The sequence below is a fragment of the Piscinibacter gummiphilus genome (genome assembly GCF_002116905.1).
Taxonomy (GTDB): Bacteria; Pseudomonadota; Gammaproteobacteria; order Burkholderiales; family Burkholderiaceae_C; genus Rhizobacter; species Rhizobacter gummiphilus.
This window is the reverse complement of the sequence record NZ_CP015118.1, coordinates 1,850,688-1,871,419: the sequence shown is the minus strand read 5'-3', so window position 1 is coordinate 1,871,419 and position 20,732 is coordinate 1,850,688. Positions and strand designations below refer to the sequence as shown.

General features: G+C 70.3%; 18 protein-coding genes. 10 read left to right on the top strand and 8 right to left on the bottom strand.

The window, feature by feature from the left end; genetic code table 11:
- Positions 1–10: 10 nt before the first annotated feature.
- The gene (locus A4W93_RS08475) at positions 11–2,785 is read right to left on the bottom strand and encodes a DEAD/DEAH box helicase (protein ID WP_085750205.1); all 2,775 of its coding nucleotides are present in this window, start codon (positions 2,783–2,785) and stop codon (positions 11–13) included.
- 123 nt (positions 2,786–2,908) lie between these two features.
- Here A4W93_RS08475 and A4W93_RS08470 point away from each other — a divergent pair, with 123 nt between their 5' ends.
- On the top strand, positions 2,909–3,961 hold the full coding sequence (locus tag A4W93_RS08470) for a lipocalin-like domain-containing protein (protein ID WP_085750204.1): 1,053 nt from the start codon (positions 2,909–2,911) through the stop codon (positions 3,959–3,961).
- A gap of 99 nt (positions 3,962–4,060) precedes the next feature.
- A complete protein-coding gene (locus A4W93_RS08465; RefSeq protein WP_085750203.1) occupies positions 4,061–5,710 on the top strand; it encodes a sensor domain-containing diguanylate cyclase in 1,650 nt (549 codons plus the stop codon).
- Positions 5,711–5,717: 7 nt separating this feature from the next.
- Here A4W93_RS08465 and nhaR read toward each other — a convergent pair whose 3' ends face one another.
- Positions 5,718–6,614 carry a transcriptional activator NhaR gene (gene nhaR / locus A4W93_RS08460; RefSeq protein WP_085750202.1) on the bottom strand — a complete coding sequence of 299 codons (897 nt, stop codon included), beginning with the start codon at positions 6,612–6,614 and terminating at the stop codon, positions 5,718–5,720.
- 107 nt (positions 6,615–6,721) lie between these two features.
- Here nhaR and A4W93_RS08455 point away from each other — a divergent pair, with 107 nt between their 5' ends.
- The 3 genes from A4W93_RS08455 (at position 6,722) to A4W93_RS08445 (ending at position 8,969) form a co-directional block, all read left to right on the top strand.
- Positions 6,722–7,474, top strand: a complete 753-nt coding sequence (locus A4W93_RS08455; protein WP_085750201.1) for a TerC family protein — start codon at positions 6,722–6,724, stop codon at positions 7,472–7,474.
- A 104-nt stretch (positions 7,475–7,578) separates the two neighbouring features.
- Positions 7,579–8,274 carry a Bax inhibitor-1 family protein gene (locus A4W93_RS08450; protein WP_085750200.1) on the top strand — a complete coding sequence of 232 codons (696 nt, stop codon included), beginning with the start codon at positions 7,579–7,581 and terminating at the stop codon, positions 8,272–8,274.
- Positions 8,275–8,354: 80 nt separating this feature from the next.
- Complete coding sequence (locus A4W93_RS08445) at positions 8,355–8,969, top strand: exopolysaccharide biosynthesis protein (RefSeq protein WP_085750199.1); 615 nt, start codon at positions 8,355–8,357, stop codon at positions 8,967–8,969.
- Here the strand turns inward: A4W93_RS08445 and A4W93_RS08440 are convergent, their stop codons facing one another.
- Positions 8,970–10,448, bottom strand: coding sequence for an aminotransferase-like domain-containing protein (locus A4W93_RS08440; protein ID WP_085750198.1), 1,479 nt, complete (start codon positions 10,446–10,448; stop codon positions 8,970–8,972).
- A 152-nt stretch (positions 10,449–10,600) separates the two neighbouring features.
- Here A4W93_RS08440 and A4W93_RS08435 point away from each other — a divergent pair, with 152 nt between their 5' ends.
- On the top strand, positions 10,601–10,891 hold the full coding sequence (locus A4W93_RS08435; RefSeq protein WP_085750197.1) for a DUF2917 domain-containing protein: 291 nt from the start codon (positions 10,601–10,603) through the stop codon (positions 10,889–10,891).
- A gap of 11 nt (positions 10,892–10,902) precedes the next feature.
- Here A4W93_RS08435 and A4W93_RS08430 read toward each other — a convergent pair whose 3' ends face one another.
- The 4 genes from A4W93_RS08430 to A4W93_RS08415 all read right to left on the bottom strand — a co-directional run bounded on the left by A4W93_RS08430 (position 10,903) and on the right by A4W93_RS08415 (position 15,880).
- A complete protein-coding gene (locus A4W93_RS08430) occupies positions 10,903–12,462 on the bottom strand; it encodes a DHA2 family efflux MFS transporter permease subunit (RefSeq protein ID WP_085750196.1) in 1,560 nt (519 codons plus the stop codon).
- Positions 12,463–12,481: 19 nt separating this feature from the next.
- A complete protein-coding gene (locus A4W93_RS08425) occupies positions 12,482–13,777 on the bottom strand; it encodes an HlyD/EmrA/EmrK family protein (RefSeq protein ID WP_085750195.1) in 1,296 nt (431 codons plus the stop codon).
- Between the two features lie 56 nt (positions 13,778–13,833).
- Positions 13,834–15,312 carry an efflux transporter outer membrane subunit gene (locus A4W93_RS08420; RefSeq protein ID WP_237357726.1) on the bottom strand — a complete coding sequence of 493 codons (1,479 nt, stop codon included), beginning with the start codon at positions 15,310–15,312 and terminating at the stop codon, positions 13,834–13,836.
- A gap of 85 nt (positions 15,313–15,397) precedes the next feature.
- Positions 15,398–15,880, bottom strand: a complete 483-nt coding sequence (locus A4W93_RS08415; RefSeq protein ID WP_085750194.1) for a MarR family winged helix-turn-helix transcriptional regulator — start codon at positions 15,878–15,880, stop codon at positions 15,398–15,400.
- Between the two features lie 99 nt (positions 15,881–15,979).
- Here A4W93_RS08415 and A4W93_RS08410 point away from each other — a divergent pair, with 99 nt between their 5' ends.
- From A4W93_RS08410 to A4W93_RS08395, 4 genes are all read left to right on the top strand, one after another.
- On the top strand, positions 15,980–17,770 hold the full coding sequence (locus A4W93_RS08410; protein WP_085750193.1) for an ABC transporter transmembrane domain-containing protein: 1,791 nt from the start codon (positions 15,980–15,982) through the stop codon (positions 17,768–17,770).
- Positions 17,771–17,865: 95 nt separating this feature from the next.
- A complete protein-coding gene (locus A4W93_RS08405; protein ID WP_085750192.1) occupies positions 17,866–18,525 on the top strand; it encodes a YiaD family glycine zipper/OmpA-like lipoprotein in 660 nt (219 codons plus the stop codon).
- Between the two features lie 131 nt (positions 18,526–18,656).
- Positions 18,657–19,430 carry a thymidylate synthase gene (locus A4W93_RS08400; protein WP_237357788.1) on the top strand — a complete coding sequence of 258 codons (774 nt, stop codon included), beginning with the start codon at positions 18,657–18,659 and terminating at the stop codon, positions 19,428–19,430.
- Entirely contained in the window at positions 19,427–19,921 is a 495-nt protein-coding gene (locus tag A4W93_RS08395; RefSeq protein ID WP_099960040.1) for a dihydrofolate reductase, read from the top strand. The genes A4W93_RS08400 and A4W93_RS08395 overlap by 4 nt, the downstream gene beginning before the upstream one ends.
- Before the next feature lie 7 nt (positions 19,922–19,928).
- On the opposite strand, the gene A4W93_RS08390 is transcribed toward A4W93_RS08395, so the two are convergent.
- Entirely contained in the window at positions 19,929–20,678 is a 750-nt protein-coding gene (locus tag A4W93_RS08390; protein ID WP_157782136.1) for an SDR family NAD(P)-dependent oxidoreductase, read from the bottom strand.
- Between the last annotated feature and the right edge of the window lie 54 nt (positions 20,679–20,732).

The window sequence follows — 20,732 nt, the reverse complement described above, 5'->3', positions numbered from 1 at the left end:
CGTACGGGCTTCAGCCTCCGCTTGCAGGCTGGATGGATCCGGCCTTCGGCAGCGGCTTGAACAGCTCGTCGAAGTCCTGCGCGTTCAGCGCCGCATCGCTCGCCACGCCCGACAGCAGCATGTCGGCGAGGCCGGCCTTGCGGGCCTGCAGCTCGAGCATCTTGTCCTCCACCGTGCCGTCGGCCAGCAGCTTGTAGACGAACACCGGCTTGTCCTGCCCGATGCGGTACGCGCGGTCGATGGCCTGCTGTTCGACGGCCGGGTTCCACCACGGGTCGTACAGGATGACCGTGTCGGCCGCCGTGAGGTTCAGGCCCACGCCACCCGCCTTCAGGCTGATGAGGAACAGCGGCACGTCGCCCGACTGGAACTCGTCGACGAGGCCCGCGCGGTCCTTCGTCTCGCCGGTCAGCAGCAGGTACGGGAGCTTCAGGCGCTGCACCTCGGCCTCGATCAGCTCGAGCATCTCGGTGAATTGCGAGAACAGCAGGATGCGCCGGCCGTCTTCCACCAGCGTGGGCAGCAGGTCGAGCAGCAGTTCCATCTTGGCCGACGGCGCGGCCTTCACGGCGCTGGTCTCGCCGGTCTTGATGAGGCGCGGGTCGCAGCACACCTGGCGCAGCTTCAGCAGCGCGTCGAGCACCATGATCTGGCTGCGGGCGAGGCCCTGCTTCTCGATGGCCTCGCGCAGCTTGCTGTCCATGGTGGCGCGCACGGTCTCGTACAGGTCGGCCTGGGCGCCCGACAGCTGCACGCGCAGGTGCGTCTCGGTCTTGGCCGGCAGTTCCTTGGCCACCTGCTGCTTCGTGCGGCGCAGGATGAAGGGGCGCACGCGGCGCGCGAGGTGCGTCGCGAGCGCGGACTCCTGCCGCTTCTCGATCGGGTTGCGATAGTGCTCGCGGAACTCCTTCTCGTTGCCGAGCAGGCCCGGGCACACGAAGTCGATCAGGCTCCACAGCTCGCCCATGTGGTTCTCGAGCGGCGTGCCGCTCAGGCACATGCGGTGGCGCGCGCGCAGGCCCTTGACCGACTGGGCGGCCTGGCTGCGCGCGTTCTTGATGCGCTGGGCCTCGTCGAGCATCAGGTAGTGCCACTCGTGCGACGCGAGCATGTCGGCGTCGCGCACCGCGAGCGGGTAGCTCGTGATCACGAGGTGCACCTTCGGGATCTTCGCGAAGTGCTGCGTGCGCTGCGGGCCGTGCAGCACCAGCGTCTTGAGCGCCGGCGTGAACTTGCGCGCCTCGGCCGCCCAGTTGCCGATCAGGCTGGTGGGCACGATGACGAGGCACGGGCGGTCGATGCGGCCCGCGTCCAGCTCGCCCTGCAGCAGCGTCAACGCCTGCAGCGTCTTGCCGAGGCCCATGTCGTCGGCGAGCACGCCGCCCAGCTGGGCGCGGCGCAGGAAGTCCATCCACGAGAGGCCGTCCTGCTGGTAGTGGCGCAGCGTGGCGTTGACGTTGGACGACGGCGTCACCACCGGCAGGCCCTCGCCGGTGCGCAGCGCGCGCACCTGCTCGATCAGCGCGGTGAAGCTCGTGGGTGCAGTGACCTTCGCGCCGACGGACAGGTCGTCCATGGCGCCGAGGTCGTAGCGGGACATGCGCAGCGGCGCGTCGCGGCCGTTGGCCTCGAACACGGTGCGCAGCCAGTCCATCAGCGGGGCGACGCGGCGCACGGGCACGCGCAGCAGGCGCGTGCGCACCGGGCGGCCGGGCAGCGCGGGCTCGTTGCCGGGCCACGGCACCAGCACGTCGCCCTCGGGGTCGCGCAGCGCGGCGTCGAGCTTGAGCCAGCCGGTCTGCACGAGGCCCACCAGCAGCGGCACGAGGTCGACGGGCTGGCCCTCGACGGACACCTTCAGGCCCAGCGTGAACCAGTTGCCGTCCGGCGCTTCCTCCACGTCCACCGACCACTCGTCGGCGTTGTGCATCTCGTACGGGAAGTCTTCCGCCAGTTCGACGGCCCAGCCGCGTTCCTGCAGTTCGGGCAGCTGCTTGGCGAGCAGCATGGGCCACTGGTCGCGCAGCTGCGGCACGAGCACGAGCGGCTGGCCTTCGAGCGCGTGGGGCGTGTTCTGCGCGGCGCGCGCGCCCACCTTCGTCAGCCGGTTGTGGGCGAGGCCCGCGGCCAGGCTCCACGGGCGGAAGCCGAGTTCGTTGAACAGCACCAGCAGCGCCGCGGCCTCTTCCTTGCCCTGGCGCTGGAAGCGGATGGCCGTGGTCTGGCCCGGGTGGGCCGGGTCGGGGCGTTCGGCCAGCGTCTGCTCGGCGTTGCCGGCCGGGTAGTGGTACTCGAGCGGCTTGCCGGTGTCGGGCACGTAGCGCAGGAAGAACTGGGCGGAAGCCTGGCGCAGCGTGGTGTTGCGCGACGTGCTGTTGCCGTAGCGGTGGTGCAGCAGGGCCTCGGAGGCCACGTCGACGCAGGTGGTCAGGCGCAGCACCGGCACCAGCGGCAGGCTGCCGAGGTTCTCGACGGGGCGTTCGGCCTGGCGCGGCGCGGGCGGGGCCGGCGGCGTGCCGCCCAGCGGGCGCACGGCCGGCGTGGCCTGCGGGTTCTTCTTGCGGCGGATCTCGCGGGCCTCGAACGCCATCAGGGCGGCGGCCACGTGGGGGCAGTTCAACCCGACCGGGCACGTGCAGTGCCCCTGGACACGCAGGCCCAGCCGGTCGACCGGCAGCGTGATGCGCTGGTCGTAGGCGGCCAGGCCTGTGCCCTGCATGCGGGTCATCAGCATGTTGCCGTGGGTGTGCATCGACAACACGGCCTGATCCGGGTTCAGGGCCATCGCCCGCGTCAGCGTGACACGGTCGAATTGCTGGCCAAAATCGAAATCGGGGGGAAGAGAAAATTCTGTCATGAGCAAATGGGCGGCAACCCGCGATTGTCGGGCAGGACGGGGGCACTTTGGATGGTGAATCGACGCAAGTTGCTGTTTTCGGCCCTGGCGCTGCCCGGGTGGGGCCTCGCCGCCACGCCCGGCGTGCGCCTGCCGCACGATTTCGGGGCCCATCCGGACGCCCGGACGGAGTGGTGGTACGTCACCGGCGCGCTCGAGGCGGGTGGACGCACCTGGGGCTTCCAGGTGACGTTCTTCCGCGTCACCACCGGCATCGACACCGCCCACCCCAGCCGTTTCGCGGCACGTGAGCTGGTGTTCGGCCACGCGGCCCTGACGGACCTCGCCGCCGGCCGGCAGTTCCACGACCAGCGGGTCGCCCGCAGCGGTTTCGGAGTGGCCTCGGCGGCCGAGGGGCGCACCGCGATCCGGCTGCGCGACTGGCACCTCGACCGCGACGGCGACCGCTACACCACCCGCGTGCGCTGCCCGGCGGCCGGCTTCGACCTGGACCTCGTGCTCGACACGACCCAGCCCACGCTGCTGCAGGGGCAAGACGGCTGGTCCCGGAAGGGCCCGGACCCCGCGAACACGACCGGCTACTACAGCGAGCCCCAGCTGGCCGTGGCGGGCACGCTGGTGCGGGACGGCGCCCCGGCCCTGCCCGTCACGGGCCGGGCCTGGCTCGACCACGAGTGGGGCGCCGTGCTGATGCCCGCGGAGGCGGTGGGTTGGGACTGGATCGGCATGAACCTCGACGACGGCGCCGCCCTCACCGCCTTCCGCCTGCGCCGCCCCGACGGCAGCGCCCTGTGGGCCGGCGGCAGCCACCGCCCGGCCGGCGGTCCCGCCCGGATCTTCGGCGCGAACGAGGTGGTGTTCTCGCCGGGCCGGACCTGGACCAGCCCGGCGTCGCAGGCCCGCTACCCGGTGGAGTGGACCGTCGACACCCCGGCCGGCCGCTTCGCGGTGGTGTCACTGCTCGACGCCCAGGAGCTCGACAGCCGGGCCAGCACGGGCGCGTGGTACTGGGAAGGCCTGAGCGACCTGCGCGCGCCGGACGGCCGGCGCCTCGGGCGCGGGTACCTGGAGATGACCGGCTATGCAAGCCGCCTTCGCCTCTGAAAATGCATTTCCGTTGAATTGGACACAAGACACCGTGCTTTTCCGCACCCTGTCAGGTGAGCCAACGCCCACAATGTCGGTGAATCCCGGACAAGCCCGATGACTGCCGCTGCCCCCCTCCGCCCGCGGCACCTGCGCCTGCAGGTGCGGGTCGGGGTGTGCCTGCTGATCCTGGCCGCGGCCGCCGGGTGCGGCGAGTGGTTCGCCCGCCGGCATGCCGAGACCGCACGCGAAGCCGCCGGCGACCGGCTGCTCGCCACGGCCCGCGAAATGGCCGACCGGCTCTCGCAGGAGATGGCGGCCCGCGCCCGTGACGTGCAGGCGCTGTCCGAAGACGAGACGCTGCGCCACCCCGTCACCGACCCGGCCGCCTCGCGCGCGATGCTCGAAGGGCTGAAATCCCGCCTGCCCCAGTTCACGTGGATGGGCCTCGCGTCGCCCGACGGCACCATCGTCGCGGCCACCGGCGACCTGCTGCTCGGCCAGTCCATCGCGTCGCGCCCCGTGTTCCAGAACGGCCTGAAGGGCCTGTGGACCGGCGACGTGCACGAGGCCGTGCTGCTCGCGAAACTCGTGCCCCACCCGCCCGGCGAGGACATCAAGTTCGTCGACATCGCCGCCCCCGTGCGCGATGCGGCGGGCGAGCCCCTCGGCGTGCTCGCCGCCCACCTGAGCTGGCAGTGGGCCGACCAGCTGCGCCAGACCGTGCTGCGGCCACGCGGCGCTCCCGCGTCGCTGCAGTTGACGATCGTGGGCCCGAAGGGCGACCTGCTGCTGCCGCCCGAACGGCGCGACGCCGGCGCCACCCTCGCCCCCGCCCGCATCGAGGAGAACATCGACCGCTGGACGGCCGTGGCCTGGAGCGACGGCCGCCCCTCGCTCACCGCGGTCGCCGAAAGCCTGCCGGTCGGCGCCTTCCGCGGCTTCGGCTGGCGCGTGATCGCCCGCGACGAACAGGCGGCGCTCGCCACCGCGGTGGAAGCCCAGCGCCGCGAGGCCTGGACCTGGGCGATGGGCGCGGGCCTCGTCGTGGCCGCGCTCGCCTGGTGGGCCATCGGGCGCGCCGTGCGTCCGCCGGCCCCGCAGGAGCCCGTCCGCACCCAACCCGCCTCGCTGATGGCCGGCGCCGTGCGGCCCCAGCGCCGCTCCGACCTCGCCCCCGTCACCCGCCTGCAGCCTGTCGCGTCCCCGGTGCCCGACATCCTGGACCAGGAGCACCGAGACACGCTGACCGGACTCGGCAACGCGGCCCAGCTCGAACGGATTTCCCGCCGCCTGGCCGACGCGGCCGCTGACGAACCCGCCGAGACGTGTGTGCTGTGCATCGACATCGACGGATTCCAGACGGTCAACGAACGCTACGGCCGCCCGGCCGGCGACGAGGTGCTCGTGCAGATCGCCCGCCGCCTGCGCCAGGCCGCCCGGGAAGGCGACAGCGTGTTCCGCCTCGGCGGCGACGACTTCCTGGTGCTGCTCACCTGCCCCGTGGGCGAAGCCACCGCCCTCGCCCGTTCCGTGGCGGCCCGCGTGCTGGCCGAACTGCAGCGGCCGCTCAGCTACCGCACGCTGAGCAACCTGCGCATCTCGGGCAGCGTGGGCGGCGCCGTGTGGCCCGTTCACGGGGCCACGTTCGAGGAAGCCATCGCCCATGCGGGCGAGGCCCTGCGCGCGGCCAAGCAGAGCGGCACGGGCAAGTTCCGCCTGTACGCGGGCGATCCCAGCGCCGATCCGGCGCGGCTGCGCGCCTGAGCGTCGCCTACAGCCGGAAGAACCGCCCCCGCGCCGCCTGCGTGATGGCCACGACACAGGGGTGCGTGATGCGCCGCTCCACCGAGATGGCGTAGAACTCCTCCACCAGTTCCTCGGTGCGTCCGAGCACCTTCACGCCGTACTGCTCGCAGGTCTCCTCCTCCAGCACCCGGGGCGACATGAACACGCCGCGCCCTTCCCCGCCGAACGCCTTCATCAGCGCGGCGTCGTCGAACTCGCCCACCGCCTTCGGGTGGATCTGGTGCTGGGTCAGCCACAGCTCCAGCCGCTGGCGCATCGCCGACGAGGCGCCCTGGATCAGCATCGGCGCGCCCTGCAGGTTCTGCGGGAACGTGCCCTTTAGCGTGCGCTTCAAGCCCGGCGACGCGAAAAAGCTCATCGCGGTGGTGCCCAGCGCGTGGTTGAACGCCTTCACGCTCAGTTGCTTGCTCATGGGCTCGTCGGCGATGACCAGGTCGAGCCGGTGCACGGAGATCTGCGCCAGCAGGTCCTGGAACTTGCCTTCCGTGCAGATCAGGCGCACCGTCTCGGGCAGGCCCAGCGCGGGCTCGAGCAGCCGGTAGGCGATGGACTTGGGCACGGCGTCGGCGATGCCCACCCGGAACTCCAGCACGTGTTCACCGCTGGCGGCCGCCCCGATGGCCGCCTCCATCTCGGTCGACAGCGCGAAGATCTGGTCGGCGTAGCCGAGCGCCACCCGGCCCTGCTCGGTGAGTTCGAGGCGACGACCGCTCTTGCGGAAGAGCTTGCAGCCCAGCCGGTCTTCGAGCAGCTTGATCTGGCCAGAGAGCGTCTGGGGGCTGATGTGCAGCTGTTCGCCGGCCCGCACGACCCCGCCGGCCTTGGCGGTGGCCCAGAAATACTGGAGGTGCTTGAAGTTCACGCGTCCATCCTGCGGATTATTCGAAACATGGTGATTGAAAGTCCGAATTTACGCGAAAGATCGGCAGGTCTACAGTCTCGTGTTCTTCGACTGTCCCGCACCACGCCATGGAATTCCTGCTCGACCCCAACGTCTGGATCGCCTTCGGGATGTTGACCGCCCTCGAGATCGTTCTCGGCGTGGACAACATCATCTTCATCTCGATCCTCGTGGGCCGCCTGCCCCCCGAACAGCGCGACCTCGCCCGGCGCCTCGGCCTCGGCTTCGCGATGATCTCCCGCCTCGCGCTGCTGTTCTCGCTGAGCTGGGTGATGGGCCTCACCGAAACCCTGTTCACGGTGGTGGGCCAGGACATCAGCGGCCGCGACCTCGTGCTGCTGCTGGGCGGCCTCTTCCTGCTCTACAAGGCCTCGCACGAGATCTTCGTCGAGGTGGAAGCCCGCGAACAGGACGGCCCGCCCGCCACCTCGCCCGAAGCGCTGGCCGCGGCCAAGCGCGGCATGATGTGGAGCATCATCGGCCAGATCGCCGTGATCGACATCGTCTTCTCGCTCGACTCGGTCATCACCGCGGTGGGCATGGTCGACCAGATCGGCGTGATGGTGGCCGCGGTCGTGACGTCCGTCGGCGTGATGCTGGTGGCGGCCAAGCCCATCGGCGACTTCGTCGACGCGCACCCGTCGGTGAAGGTGCTGGCCCTCGCGTTCCTCGTGATGGTGGGCATGGCGCTCACGGCCGAAGCCTTCGAGGCCCACGTGCCGAAGGGCTACATCTACGCCGCGATGGCCTTCTCGCTGGTGGTGGAAGCCCTGAACATCCGGGCGCGCAAGAAGCGCCTGGCGAAGGAAGCGGTCGCCTGACAGTTCGGGATTTCTCGAACTGTTCCTGCCAAAAACTCGCATTTACACGAAGTGTGGGGCCGCCGCAGAATGCCCCATCGCTTCCCTTTTCCGAAAGGACCCTCATGAACAACCAGTCCCTGCAAACCGCCTACGGTTTCTCGACCGCCCCTTCCGTGGAGACGCGCAACCGCACGCTCCGCAACACCTACTGGCTGCTCGCTCTGTCGATGGTGCCCACCGTGCTGGGTGCCTGGATCGGCGTGGCCACCGGCCTGATGTCGGCGATGTCCGGCGGCATCGGCGCCATCGTGTTCCTGGCCGGCGCGTTCGGCTTCATGTTCGCCATCGAGAAGACCAAGCACTCGTCCACGGGCGTGGCCATCCTGCTCGCGTTCACGTTCTTCATGGGCCTGATGCTCTCGCGCATGGTCGGCATGGTGCTCGGCCTGTCGAACGGCGCCGGCCTGATCATGACGGCCTTCGCGGGCACGGGCCTGATCTTCCTGGGCATGGCCACGCTGTCGTCGGTCATCAAGCGTGACCTCTCGGCGATGGGCAAGTGGCTCTTCATCGGCGCGATCATGCTGCTGGTGGCCGGCATCGCGAACATCTTCCTGCAGTCGAGCGCGCTGATGATCACGCTGGCCGTGCTGGCCATCGGCATCTTCTCGGCCTTCATCCTGCATGACCTCAAGCGTGTCCAGGACGGCCTTGAAACGAACTACATCAGCGCCACGTTGGGGGTGTACCTGAGCCTTTACAACGTGTTCCAGTCGCTGCTGATGCTGCTCGGCATCTTCGGCGGCCGCGACGAGTGACCGCCTTCCCGGCCTGATCTCACGACCACACGACGGGGCCTTCGGGCCCCGTTTCGCCGTCTGGAGGAGAATTCCTGGTCATGGCGCATTCCCATTCCGGCCGAGCCCTGTCCGATGTGCTGTTCGAGATCGCCTCCGACACCACGCGGCCCCGCATCTCGCTCGGCGCCTTGCTGAAGGCCCTGGACGACCGGGCGCTCGGCGCGCTCCTGCTGATCTTCTCGCTGCCCTGCGTGATCCCGATGCCCCCCGGCACGTCCACCGTGCTGGGCACGCCCCTCGTGTTCCTGACCGCGCAGCTGATGCTGGCCCTGGCACCGTGGCTGCCGCAGTTCATCGCGCAGCGTTCCATCTCGCGGACCGACTTCGCCGCCGTGGTGGCCCGCATCGCGCCGTGGCTGGCCCGCGCGGAGAACCTGCTGAAACCGCGGCTGCTGTGGATCACCGCCCCCATCGGCGAGCGGTTCGTGGGCCTCGTGTGTCTCTACCTCGCCATCGTGCTCGTGCTGCCCATCCCGCTCGGCAACATGCTGCCGGCGCTGGCCATCAGCCTGATGGCGCTGGGCGTGCTCGAACGCGACGGCCTCTGGGTCATCGCCGGGCTGATCACCGCCGTGGCGTCCACCGTGCTGATCGCCGGGGTGCTGGTGGCGATGCTGAAGGCCGCGCTGTTCGTAGTGGCCAGCTTCTTCTGATCAGCCGGCCAGCGCCGGTTCGGCCTGGCGGTCGTCGGCTGACTTCGGGCGTTTCGCCTGCAGCATCTCGCACGCCATCTCGCCGATGCGGCGCAGCGCCTGCCGCTGCGCGTTGTCCCACCGCCCGCCCACGCCCAGGCGGATGCAGTGGCGGTAGCGGTCGGTGGCGCTGAACATGGTGCCGGGCGCGAACACGATGTGTTCGGCGAGGCACGCGCGGAACAGCGCGAACGTGTCGATCTCCCGGGGCAGTTCGGCCCACAGGATGAAGCCGCCCGGCGGGTCGGTCACGCGGGTGCCGGCCGGGAAACTCTCGGCGATGATGCGGCCCGCCTCGTCCACGCGCGCGGCCACCGTGGCCCGAAGCTGCCGGTAGCTGGCCTCGGCGCCGGGCTGCGTGAGCAGGTCGGCCATCGCGAGTTCGAGCACCGCCGTCTGCGCGCCGCTGGTGGCGAGCTTCAGGCCCTCGACGCGATCGCGCCAGCGGCCGGCCTCGACCCAGCCCAGGCGGATGCCCGGGGCCACGGTCTTCGAGAAGGACCCACACATCATCACGTGCCCGGTGGTGTCGTACGACTTCACCGCGCGGCGCATGTCGTCGTCTTCCGCCAGGTCGTTGTAGAGCACGTCCTCGATCAGCGGCACGTCGTGGCGCGACAGCATGGCGGCCAGGCGCGCGCGGTCCTGCTGCGGCATCGTGGCGCCCACGGGGTTCGACAGCGTGGGCACCAGCAGCACGGCCTTGACCGGCTGCGTGTCGAAGGCGAGCTGCAGCGCGTCGAGCGAAACACCCGTGCGCGGATGCGTCGGGATCTCGAGCGCCCGCAGGTGCAGGTTCTCGAGGATGCTCAGGAAACCGAAGTACGTGGGCGACTCGAGCGCCACGATGTCACCCGGCTTCGTGACCGCGCGCAGGCACAGCGTGATGGCCTCGACGCAGCCGTTCGTGATGACGATGTCGCGCGCGTCCATCTGGCAGCCCATGCGCAGGCCGTGGCGCGCGATGGCGCGGCGCAACGTCTCCTCACCCCCGCCGATGGGGTACGTGCACAGGCTGTGCCGGTTGCGCTGCGCGGCGCGGCTGACGGCGCGGCGCACGCGGTCCTGCGAGAACAGTTCGGCGCTGGGGCACGCGGCACCGAACGACGTGAAGGCCGGGTCGTTGGCGAGGCGCAGCACCTGGCTGGTGAGCGAGCCCACGTCCACCGCCTGGGAGTCGGCCGGCGGGCGCGAGGTCTCGGGCTGCGGCAGCCCCGGCGTGCGGGTGGCCACGAAGTAGCCGGAGCGGGGACGCGCCTCGATCAGGTGCGCGTCTTCCAGCGAACGGTAGGCCTGGATCACCGTGGAGAGCGACACGCCCTCCTGGCGAGCCATCTCGCGCACCGAGGGGACGCGTTCACCGGCCGCGAGCGTGCCGCTGCGGATCGCGGTGGCGATCGTCTGGGCGAGTTGGAGATAAAGCGCACCATCGGACGTCATGGAACCATTCTGTACCGTTCAGCGGTGTGCCGACCAGTACAGATTGACGTGAACGCGACCGGCACAGTGTCCGAAAGTTCCGTCGCTGTACTTGTTCACGTCGGACGGCCTGTGTCTGTCGCGAATCCGGACGGCGTCATAAGGTTGAGCCCATGAACACGCTCGCCCTCAACGCCACCGCTGCCCCGGCCAAGGCCCCGTCGTCGCCGGCTTCCAACGCTTCCGCACCGTTCCGGATCGCCGCCGGCGCCGTGCTGACGCTGCGCCACGGGCGCGACCTGCGGGTCGAGGTGATCGAAGGCCGGCTGTGGGTGACGGCGAAGGGGGACGCCAGCGACCACTTCGTGTCGCCGGGCCAGCCCCACGCGCTCGGGCGCTCCCGCACCGTCGTGATCGAGAACATCGGCCGGGACTCGGCGCTGCTGCGCCTCGTCCGCGGCTGAGTCCGGACGGATCAGTGCGCGCCGCCCACGTCGGCGGCGGCTCCGCCCATCTTCGGTCTGGTGGTCCACACCAACCCGACCAGCAGCACGAACAGCACCGCCGACAGGTAGAAGATGTCCGTGGCCGCCAGCGTGTAGGCCTGCTGGTCGACCAGCCGGTTGACCGTGGCCAGCGCCTGGTCCGGTGAGTAGCCCGCCGCGCCCAGCTGGCTGAGCGCGGTGCTGGCCGCCTGGTTGCCGCGGTTGACCGACTCGGCGATGTGCTCGTGGTGCATCACCGCCCGGTTCTCCCACGCCGTCGTGAAGATCGACGTGCCCATCGCGCCGGCCGTGATGCGCACGAAGTTGCTCAGGCCGGCGGCCGCGGGCATGCGGTCCGGGGTGAGGCCCGAGAACACGATGGCCTGCAGCGGGATGAAGAAGAACGCCATCGCCGCGCCCTGGATGACCGTGGGGATCAGGATCGTCGCGAGGTCGGCCTGCACGTTGAACTTCGAGCGCATCCACAGCACCAGCGCGAAGCCCACGAAGGCCACGGTGGCCAGGCGCCGCGGGTCGATCTTGCTCACGTTCTTGCCCACCCACGGCGACAGCACGATGGCGAGCACCCCCACCGGCGCGAGCGCGATGCCCGCCCAGGTGGCCGTGTAGCCCATGTACTGCTGCAGCCACAGCGGCATCAGCACCACGTTGCCGAAGAAGAGGCCGTAGGCCACCGACAGCGAGATGGTCGCGAGCGAGAAGTTGCGGCCCTTGAAGAGGCGCAGGTCGACGATCGGGTTCTTCTCGGTGAGCTCCCACGCGAGGAAGAACAGGAAGCCCACCACCGCGACCACCGTCAGCGCGATGATCTCGCCGGACTCGAACCAGTCGAGTTCCTTGCCCTTGTCGATCATGACCTGCAGCGCGCCGACCCACAGCACCAGCAGCGCGAGGCCCACGACGTCGAGCTTGACCTTCTTCGGACCCGGATCGCGCGAGCGGTAGATCGACCAGGTGATGGACGCGGCCACCAGGCCCACCGGGATGTTGATGTAGAAGATCCACGGCCACGAGATGTTGTCGGTGATCCAGCCGCCGAGCAACGGCCCGACCACCGGCGCCACCAGCACCGTCATCGCCCACATGGCCATCGCCATGCCGGCCTTCGCGGGCGGGTAGCTCGACAGCAGCAGCGTCTGCGACAGCGGGATCATGGGACCGGCGACCAGGCCCTGCAGCACGCGGAACGCGATCAGCAGGCCGATGCTCGGGGCCAGGCCGCAGAGCCAGGAGGACAGCACGAACAGGAGGATGCTGGCCGTGAACAGGCGGACCGGGCCGAAGCGTTGCGTGAGCCAGCCGGTGAGCGGCACCGAGATGGCGTTGGCCACGCCGAACGACGTGATGACCCAGGTGCCCTGCGCCGGACTCACGCCCATGTCGCCGGAGATCGCCGGGATCGACACGTTCGCGATCGAGCTGTCGAGCACGTTCATGAACGTGGCGAGCGACAGCGCAATGGTGCCGAGCACCAGCTGGCTGCCGGTGAGCGGCTTCAGCGCGGCGCCCTGGGGGTTGGGGGACGACATGGTGGAACGCTCCGCCGGTTTACTTCGCGATGGCGACGTGGGCGGTCACCGGCGCCGCGGCGCCCTTGTGCGCGGGTTCGGACGCGGCCACCGCGCGGGCCGGCGCCTTGGCGCCGCGGCCGAGGTTCGTCGCGACGATGCGGCGCACCTCGTCGTCGGCCATGCGGTCGACCTCGTCGAACACCGTGGTCTGCGCGACGGCCGCGCGGCGCGGGGCGTCGGCGAGCATCTTGCCGCTGGTGTCGCTGATGTCGACCTTGGCGTCCATCGACAGGCCCACGCGCAGCGGGTGGTCGGCGAGTTCACGCGGGTCGAGCGACACGCGCACCGGCACGCGCTGCACCACCTTGATCCAGTTGCCGGTGGCGTTCTGCGCGGGCAGCAGCGCGAAGGCCGCGCCGGTGCCGGCACCGAGGCCTTCGATCTTGCCGTGGTACTCGACCTTCTTGCCGTACAGGTCGGCCTTCAGCGAAACGGGCTGGCCGATGCGCAGGTTCTGCAGCTGGCTTTCCTTGAAGTTCGCGTCGACCCACACCTGGTCGAGCGCGATGACCGACATCAGCGGCGCGCCGGCCTGCACGCGCTGGCCCACCTGCACGCTGCGCTTGGCGACGTAGCCATCCACCGGCGACGGCAGTTCGGCGCGCTTGAGCGCGAGGTAGGCCTCGCGCACGCGGGCCGAGGCACGCAGCACGTTCGGATGCTGCTCGACCGACGTGTTGTCGGTCAGGGACTGGTTCGACGTCAGCTGCTCGCGGGCGGCCAGCACGGCCGACTTGGCCGCGGCCACCGCACTCTTGGCGGCGGCGAGCTGCGACGTGGTGTGGTTGAACTCTTCCTTGCCGACGGCGCCGGTGGCCACCAGCGGGGCGCGGCGGGCGAGGTCGTCCTGCGCTCGGAGCAGGTCGCTCTCGGCACGGGCCTGGTCGGCTTCGCGCAGGGCGATCTGGGCCTGCAGCGTCGCGTTGTTGGCGAACAGGATGCGCACTTCACGCACCGTCTGCGCGAGCTGCGCCTCGGCCTGGTCGAGCGCCACGCGGGCGTCGGCCGTGTCGAGCTTGACGAGGGGCGTGCCGGCCTTCACGAAGTCCGTGTCGTCGGCGTTGATGGCGAGCACCGTGCCGCCGACCTGCGGGGTCAGCTGCACGACGTTGCCCTGCACGTAGGCGTTGTCGGTGGATTCGAAGTGGTTCAGCACGAGCGCGTAGTACGCGCCATAGGCGATGCCGGCCACGGCGACCACGGCGGCCACGGCGGTCAGCGCCTTCTTGCGTTGCGGGTTGGACTCGGGGCTTTGGGTTTGCGGGGCATTCATGGCGGGGGACTCCGGTGCGACGGGTGTTCTGTTCTGGTGTGTGAAGGTCGAAACGTTCAGTGGACTTGCGGGCCGACGTAGCCGCCGCCGAGGGCGCGGGCCAGCGACACCTGCACATCGAGCGCGCGGGCCCGCAGGTCGGCGGCCGAGCGGCGCTGCTGCAGCACGTTGGACTCCGCGTTCAGCACGGTGAGGTACGTGCCGAGGCCGGCCTTGTACCGCTGCGTGGCCAGGTCGTACGCCGCTTCGGCGGCGACCCCGGCCTGCTGCTGTTCGTTCTGCTGGCGGGCGACGGCACGTGCCGAGGCGAGCTGGTCGGCCACGTCGCGCACGGCGTCGATCACGGCGCCGTTGTAGGTCTCCACCGCGGCGTCGACGTCGGCGGTCTTGCCGCGCAGGCCGGCGCGCAGGCGAGCCTGGTCGAACAGGGGCAGGTGGATGGCCGGGCCGATGCCGTACTGCTGGCTGCCGCTCTGGAGCAGCCGGTCGAGGCCGATGCTCGAGAAGCCGGCGAAGGCGACGAGGTTGACGTTCGGATAGAACTGCGTCTTGAAGGACTGGCTGTCCTTCGCGGCCGCCTCGACGCGCCAGCGGGCGGCGCTCACGTCGGGACGGCGAGCGATCAGGTCGGCGGGCAGCGTGTCGGGCAACGTGAAGCCGTGCAGGTTCTGCAGGCGCGGCACGAGGTCGTTCAGGGCGGACGGCGCCTGCACGGTCAGTGCGGCGAGCGCGTGGCGCGTCAGCGCGATCTGTTCGTCGAGCACCTCGACCGCCTGGCGGGTCTCGGGCAATGCGCCTTCACCCTGGCGCAGTTCCACGTTCGTGTCGAGGCCGGCGGCCACGCGCTGGCGGATCAGGCCGAGCATCTCGTCGCGCTGGGCCAGCGCGCGCACGGCCACCTCGCGCTGCTCGAACAGGCGGGCAAGCTGCAGGTAGTTGCGGCTGACCTGGCTCGCGAGCACGAGGCGCGCGGCGGCCATGTCGGCCTCGGTGGCGCGCTGCACGCCCACGGCCGATTCGATGGCCTTGCGGTGCTTGCCGAAGAAGTCGATCTCGTACGAGGCGCTCGCCTGGATCGTGCCGCTGTTCTCGATGGAGCCGGCGAGCGGCTTCGGGATCATGCCGTTCTCGGTGTAGCGCTGGCGGGTGGCCTCGAGCTTCACGTCCCCCTGGATCCCGTCGTTGGCGCGTGCGCTGTCGGCGCCGGCCACGGCACGGTCGAGGCGGGCCTGCGCCACCTTCAGCGTGGGGCTGCCGGCGAGGGCCTTCTGCACGAGGCCGTCGAGCACGGGGTCGCCGAGGCCGGTCCACCAGGCTTCGTCGAGCCGCGGTGCAACGGCGGCGGCCGGGGCGCTGGCGGGCAGGCCGACCGACTCGGGCGCGATCTCGGCGCTGCGCGGCGCGATGCCGGCCGAGCTGGCGCAGCCCGCGAGGGTCAGCACGAGTGTCGAGGCCAGCGCGGCGATCAGGGCAGAGGCGGCGAGCCAGCCCCCGTGGCGGGGCATCTCGGCGGGGGAATCGATGGCGGGGTTCATCTCGAACATCCTGGAAGAAATTTGATTGGGCTTTAACTGCCTAGGCATTGAATCGGACGAAAAAAATCGCCCCTGGGAATCGGTGTCAGCAGCCATCGTGGATCCCCTCGCCGTTGTCGATCATTCGCTGGAGGTACGACTTGAGGGTCTGCCATTCGTCGCGCGAGAAGCCGGCGAGGTGGGCGTTCATGACCTCGGACAGGGCAACGGGGATGTGCCCCGCCACCTCGGTGCCCTCGGGCGTGAGTTCGAGGTTGACGACGCGGCGGTCCTGGTCGGAGCGCACGCGGCGGCACAGGCCCTTGGCTTCCAGGCGGTCGAGCAGTCGGGTGGTGGCACCGGGGTCCATCTGCAGCACCCGGGCGAGTTCGGCGACGGTGGTGGCCTTGCCCTCGTGCATCTTGAACATGGGCGCCCACTGGGCGGACGTGAGGCCCACCGGTTCCAGCAGTTTGCCGGTCTGCTGCGTGAGGCTCAGCAGCACCCGGCGCATGAGGTAGCCCACGCTGGCCTCGGTGGCGTACTGGTTGGCCTCGTAGAAATCGGCGGGGACGCGGTCTTGTGGCATGGGCTGAAATTTAGATGCCTAGGCAAACATTGTCAAGGCTTTGAATGTGAAGAACGTTGCAGAACTCCGTAGAAACCCGAGGTGGCTACACTGCGCCGCATGACCGCCACCCCCGACTCCGCCGCACCCGCCCCTGCCCGCAACGTGCGTTCGCTGAGCGGCCTCGGTCCGTTCCTGCGGCCGTACCGGGGGCGCATCGCGCTCGCGGGCCTGTTCCTCGTGCTGGCGGCGGTGAGCACCCTCGTGTTCCCGGTCGCGCTGAAGTCCCTGATCGACCAGGGCCTCGTCGCCGCCGACCCCGGCCAGCGGGTGCTCGCGCTGCGCGGACACTTCGTGGCACTGTTCGCGGTGGGCGCGGCGCTCGGCGTGTTCTCGGCGGCGCGCTTCTACATGGTGTCGTGGCTCGGCGAACGGGTGACGGCCGACCTGCGCAACGCCGTCTATGCCCACGTCGTGCGCCAGAGCCCCGCGTTCTTCGAGTCCACGCAGACCGGCGAGGTGCTGTCGCGCCTGACGACCGACACCACGCTCGTGCAGACCGTGGTGGGCTCGAGCCTCAGCATGGGCCTGCGCAACTCGGTGATGGGCATCGGCGCGATGCTGATGCTCATCGTCACGAACCCGCTGGTGATGACGCAGGTGCTGGGCATCCTCGTGCTCGTGGTGCTGCCGTCGCTGTACTTCGGCCGGCGCGTTCGCAAGCTTTCGCGCGCCAGCCAGGACCGCGTGGCCGACGCGAGCGCCATCGCGGCCGAGGTGCTGAACGCCGTGCCGGTGGTGCAGAGCTACACGGCCGAGGACCGCGAGACCACCCGCTTCACCACCGCCACCGAGACCGGCTTCGCCACCGCGATCCGCCGCACGCGGGTGCGCTCGGGCCTCGTCGCATTCATCATCACCGCCACGTTCGGCGCGCTGCTGTGGGGCCTGTACCAGGGCACGCAGGCCGTGATCGCCGGCCAGATCGGCGCGGGCCACCTCGGGCAGACGGTGGTGTACGTGGCCATCCTGGTCAGCTCCGTCGCGGTGCTGGCCGAGGTGTACGGCGACCTGCTGCGCGCGGCCGGCGCCACCGAGCGGCTGATGGAACTGCTCGCCGAACGTTCGCCGATCGTGTCGCCCGCGAACCCCGTGGCGCTGCCGGCCACCCGCGGCGGTTCGGCCGTGACGTTCGATCACATCGACTTCCGCTACCCCTCGCGCCCGCAGCAACTGGCCCTGGCCGACTTCACCCTGCACGTGCGTGCGGGCGAGCGGCTCGCCCTCGTCGGGCCGAGCGGTGCGGGCAAGAGCACGGTGCTGCAGCTGCTGCTGCGCTTCTACGACACCGACGCGGGCAGCATCGCGCTCGACGGCGTGCCGGTGCCGCAGGTCGCGCTCGACGCGCTGCGGGGACGCATCGGCATCGTGCCGCAGGACAGCGTGATCTTCTCGGCCGACGCGATGGAGAACATCCGCTACGGCCGCCCCGATGCGAGCGACGACGAGGTGATCGCCGCCGCGAGGGCCGCGTTCGCGGACGACTTCATCCGCGCGCTGCCCGAGGGCTACAAGACCTTCCTCGGCGAACGCGGCGTGCGCCTGTCGGGCGGCCAGCGCCAGCGCATCAGCATCGCGCGCGCGATGCTGAAGAACCCGCCGCTGCTGCTGCTCGACGAAGCCACGAGCGCCCTCGACGCCGAAAGCGAACGCATGGTGCAGGCCGCGCTCGAGTCCGCGATGAAGGACCGCACGACCATCGTCATCGCCCACCGCCTCGCCACCGTGCAGCGGGCCGACCGCATCGTCGTGATGGAACACGGCCGCATCGTCGAGACCGGCACGCATGCGGAACTCGCGGCGGCGGGCGGTCTCTATGCAAGGCTGGCCGCGTTGCAGTTCGAGGCCTGAACCCACACCGGTCTTTCACTCTGTCCTACAGTCATGCCGGACCTCGGGTCCACAATGCAAGAGCCATCCCTACTGAAGGCCTGGAGAACATTCACATGAACAAGAGCACCCCCATCCTCCGTACCTCCGTCCTGGCACTGAGTGCCGCCGCCCTCTTCCTCGCCGGTTGTGAAAACATGAGCGAACGCGAGAAGAGCACCGCCGGCGGCGCCGGCATCGGTGCCGTGGGCGGCGCCGTGATCAGCGCGGCCACGGGCGGCAACGCCGGCACCGGTGCCGCGATCGGCGGCGCCGTGGGCGCCATCGCCGGCAACCTGTGGGGCAAGAAGCAGGAAGACCGCAAGAAGCAGATGGAGCAGGCCACGGCCGGCACCGGCGTCGACGTGACCCGCACGTCGGACAACCAGCTGAAGATCAACGTGCCGAACGACGTGTCGTTCGACATCAACAGCGCGGCCATCAAGCCGCAGCTGCGCGGCGTGCTCGACAGCTTCGCCAGCAGCCTGCAGGGTGACCCCAAGGCCGAGGTCACGATCATCGGCCACACCGACAGCACCGGCAACGCGGCCATCAACAACCCGCTGTCGCTCGAACGCGCCCAGAGCGTGCGCGACTACCTGAGCGGCCGCGGCGTGGCCCCGTCGCGCGTGCAGACCGCCGGCCGTGGCGACCGCGAACCCGTCGCCAGCAACACCACGGAAGCCGGCCGCGCGCAGAACCGCCGCGTCGAGATCTTCGTGCGCGAGCCCGCCTGATCCCCGTCGCTCGCTCCCTGAAGGCGCCTTCCCGGGGCGCCTTTTTCGTTTCTTGGGATAATCCCCGCTCCGTTCCGTCCGTTGGAAACCCGCCCGTGACCCGACCTGTCCGCTCCCAGTACGAAGACTTCATGCGCCACGTGGCCGAACACGGCGTGGCCAAGGGCGACCGCACCGGCACGGGCACGCGCAGCGTGTTCGGCCACCAGATGCGCTTCGACCTGAACGAGGGCTTCCCCCTCGTCACCACGAAGAAGGTGCACCTGAAGTCGATCATCCTCGAGCTGCTGTGGTTCCTGCGCGGCGACGGCAACGCCACGTGGCTGCAGGAACGCGGCGTGACCATCTGGGACGAGTGGGCGAAGCCCGACGGCGACCTGGGCCCGGTCTACGGCGTGCAGTGGCGCTCGTGGCCCACGCCGGACGGCGGCCACATCGACCAGATCGCCGACGTCGTCCAGACGCTCAAGACCAACCCCGATTCGCGCCGCATCATCGTGAGCGCGTGGAACGTGGCCGACCTCTCGAAGATGGCGCTGATGCCGTGCCACGCCTTCTTCCAGTTCTACGTGGCCGAGGGCCGCCTGAGCTGCCAGCTGTACCAGCGCAGCGCCGACATCTTCCTCGGGGTGCCGTTCAACATCGCCAGCTACGCGCTGCTCACGCACATGATCGCGCAGCAGTGCGACCTGCAGGTGGGCGACTTCATCTGGACCGGCGGCGACTGCCACATCTACAGCAACCACACCGAGCAGGTGGCGCTGCAGCTGTCGCGCACGCCGCACCCCTACCCCACGCTGAACATCAAGCGCCGCCCGGCCTCGATCTTCGACTACGAATACGAAGACTTCGAGGTCGTGGGCTACGAACACCACGCGGCGATCAAGGCGCCGGTGGCCGTCTGATGCAGCTGTCGTTGATCGCGGCCGTGGGCCGCCACCGCGAGATCGGCCGCGGCAACGACCTGCTGTGGCGCACGCGCGAGGACCAGCTGCACTTCAAGCACACCACGATGGGCCACCCCGTCGTGATGGGCCGCAAGACCTGGGACTCGCTGCCCGAACGCTTCCGCCCGCTGCCGGGGCGGCGCAACATCGTCGTCTCGCGCAACGCGGCCTTCGCCGCGCAGGGTGCCGAAGTGGTGACGTCGCTCGACGCGGCGCTCGCGCTCGCCGTCGGCTCGCCCCGGGTGTTCGTCGTCGGCGGCGCCCAACTCTACACGCTGGCCCTTCCCCTCGCCCACGAGCTGGTGCTCACCGAGGTGGATGCCACCTTCGACGACGCCGATGCGTTCTTCCCCGCGTGGGACCGCGCGGCCTTCGACGAGGTCGCCCGCGAGGCGCACACCGACCCCGAGGGTCGCGGCTACGCCTTCGTGACGTACCGCCGGCGCTGAAAACCTCTCAGCTGGCCCGCATCACACGCGCCAGGATCCACGGCGCGAAGCGGTGCAGCCACGCCGCCGCCCGTGCCTTGCCCACCCGCACCACCGGCCGGCCCGACCGCAGGCCCGCGAGGATGGCCGCCGCGGCCGCCTCGGCCGGCAGCTTCGCGCCGGGGCGTCCCGCCGTCATCGGCGTGTCCACCAGCGGCACGACCAATTCCACCGCCCGCACCGGCCCCGGTTCCAGTTGCAGCCGCAGCGCATCCGCGAACCGGGCGAACCCCGCCTTCGTCGCGCTGTAGACCGCCGCACGCGGTTTCGGCGACTGCGCCAGCACCGAGGTCATGCAGGCGATGGTGGCGTGAGGCTGCGTGGCCAGGTGCGGCAACAGGGCCTGCGCCAGCAGCATCGGCGCCGTGAGGTTCACGGCGACCTCGTCGCGCACCTGCCGCGGGCCGTAGCCCTCGGCATCGAAGCGCACGTCGTGCTGCACGCCGGCGTTGAGCACCACGCCCGCGAGGCGCGGATGGGCGGCCACGAGGCGCGCGGCGAGTGCCGGGATCGCATCCAGGTCCAGCAGGTCGGCCTGCACCACCGTGAGGTGGGCAGAGCGTGAGGACAGGGCCTCCAGCCGGGCGATGTCGCGTCCCAGGGCGACGACCTCCACGCCGGCCTCGGCGAGCTGGCGCACGAGCTGCAGGCCGATGCCGGACGTGGCGCCGGTCACGAGGCAGCAGGGCCATGGGTAGGGCAAGATGCGGTTCGTCATGCGGCCCACTGTAGGCGGGCCGGCACGCCCCCGCATCAACCCGGATCAATCGGC

Bases quoted from the DNA above. Each gene is read 5' to 3' on its own strand.
- A4W93_RS08445 (WP_085750199.1), top strand. From the start codon at position 8,355: ATGGCGCATTCCCATTCCGGCCGAGCCCTGTCCGATGTGCTGTTCGAG.
- A4W93_RS08430 (WP_085750196.1), bottom strand. From the start codon at position 12,462: ATGTCGTCCCCCAACCCCCAGGGCGCCGCGCTGAAGCCGCTCACCGGC.
- A4W93_RS08455 (WP_085750201.1), top strand. From the start codon at position 6,722: ATGGAATTCCTGCTCGACCCCAACGTCTGGATCGCCTTCGGGATGTTG.
- A4W93_RS08405 (WP_085750192.1), top strand. From the start codon at position 17,866: ATGAACAAGAGCACCCCCATCCTCCGTACCTCCGTCCTGGCACTGAGT.
- A4W93_RS08410 (WP_085750193.1), top strand. From the start codon at position 15,980: ATGACCGCCACCCCCGACTCCGCCGCACCCGCCCCTGCCCGCAACGTG.
- A4W93_RS08450 (WP_085750200.1), top strand. From the start codon at position 7,579: ATGAACAACCAGTCCCTGCAAACCGCCTACGGTTTCTCGACCGCCCCT.
- A4W93_RS08435 (WP_085750197.1), top strand. From the start codon at position 10,601: ATGAACACGCTCGCCCTCAACGCCACCGCTGCCCCGGCCAAGGCCCCG.
- A4W93_RS08465 (WP_085750203.1), top strand. From the start codon at position 4,061: ATGACTGCCGCTGCCCCCCTCCGCCCGCGGCACCTGCGCCTGCAGGTG.
- A4W93_RS08415 (WP_085750194.1), bottom strand. From the start codon at position 15,880: ATGCCACAAGACCGCGTCCCCGCCGATTTCTACGAGGCCAACCAGTAC.
- A4W93_RS08400 (WP_237357788.1), top strand. From the start codon at position 18,657: ATGCGCCACGTGGCCGAACACGGCGTGGCCAAGGGCGACCGCACCGGC.
- A4W93_RS08425 (WP_085750195.1), bottom strand. From the start codon at position 13,777: ATGAATGCCCCGCAAACCCAAAGCCCCGAGTCCAACCCGCAACGCAAG.
- A4W93_RS08475 (WP_085750205.1), bottom strand. From the start codon at position 2,785: ATGGCCCTGAACCCGGATCAGGCCGTGTTGTCGATGCACACCCACGGC.
- A4W93_RS08420 (WP_237357726.1), bottom strand. From the start codon at position 15,312: ATGAACCCCGCCATCGATTCCCCCGCCGAGATGCCCCGCCACGGGGGC.
- A4W93_RS08470 (WP_085750204.1), top strand. From the start codon at position 2,909: ATGGTGAATCGACGCAAGTTGCTGTTTTCGGCCCTGGCGCTGCCCGGG.
- A4W93_RS08390 (WP_157782136.1), bottom strand. From the start codon at position 20,678: ATGACGAACCGCATCTTGCCCTACCCATGGCCCTGCTGCCTCGTGACC.
- A4W93_RS08440 (WP_085750198.1), bottom strand. From the start codon at position 10,448: ATGACGTCCGATGGTGCGCTTTATCTCCAACTCGCCCAGACGATCGCC.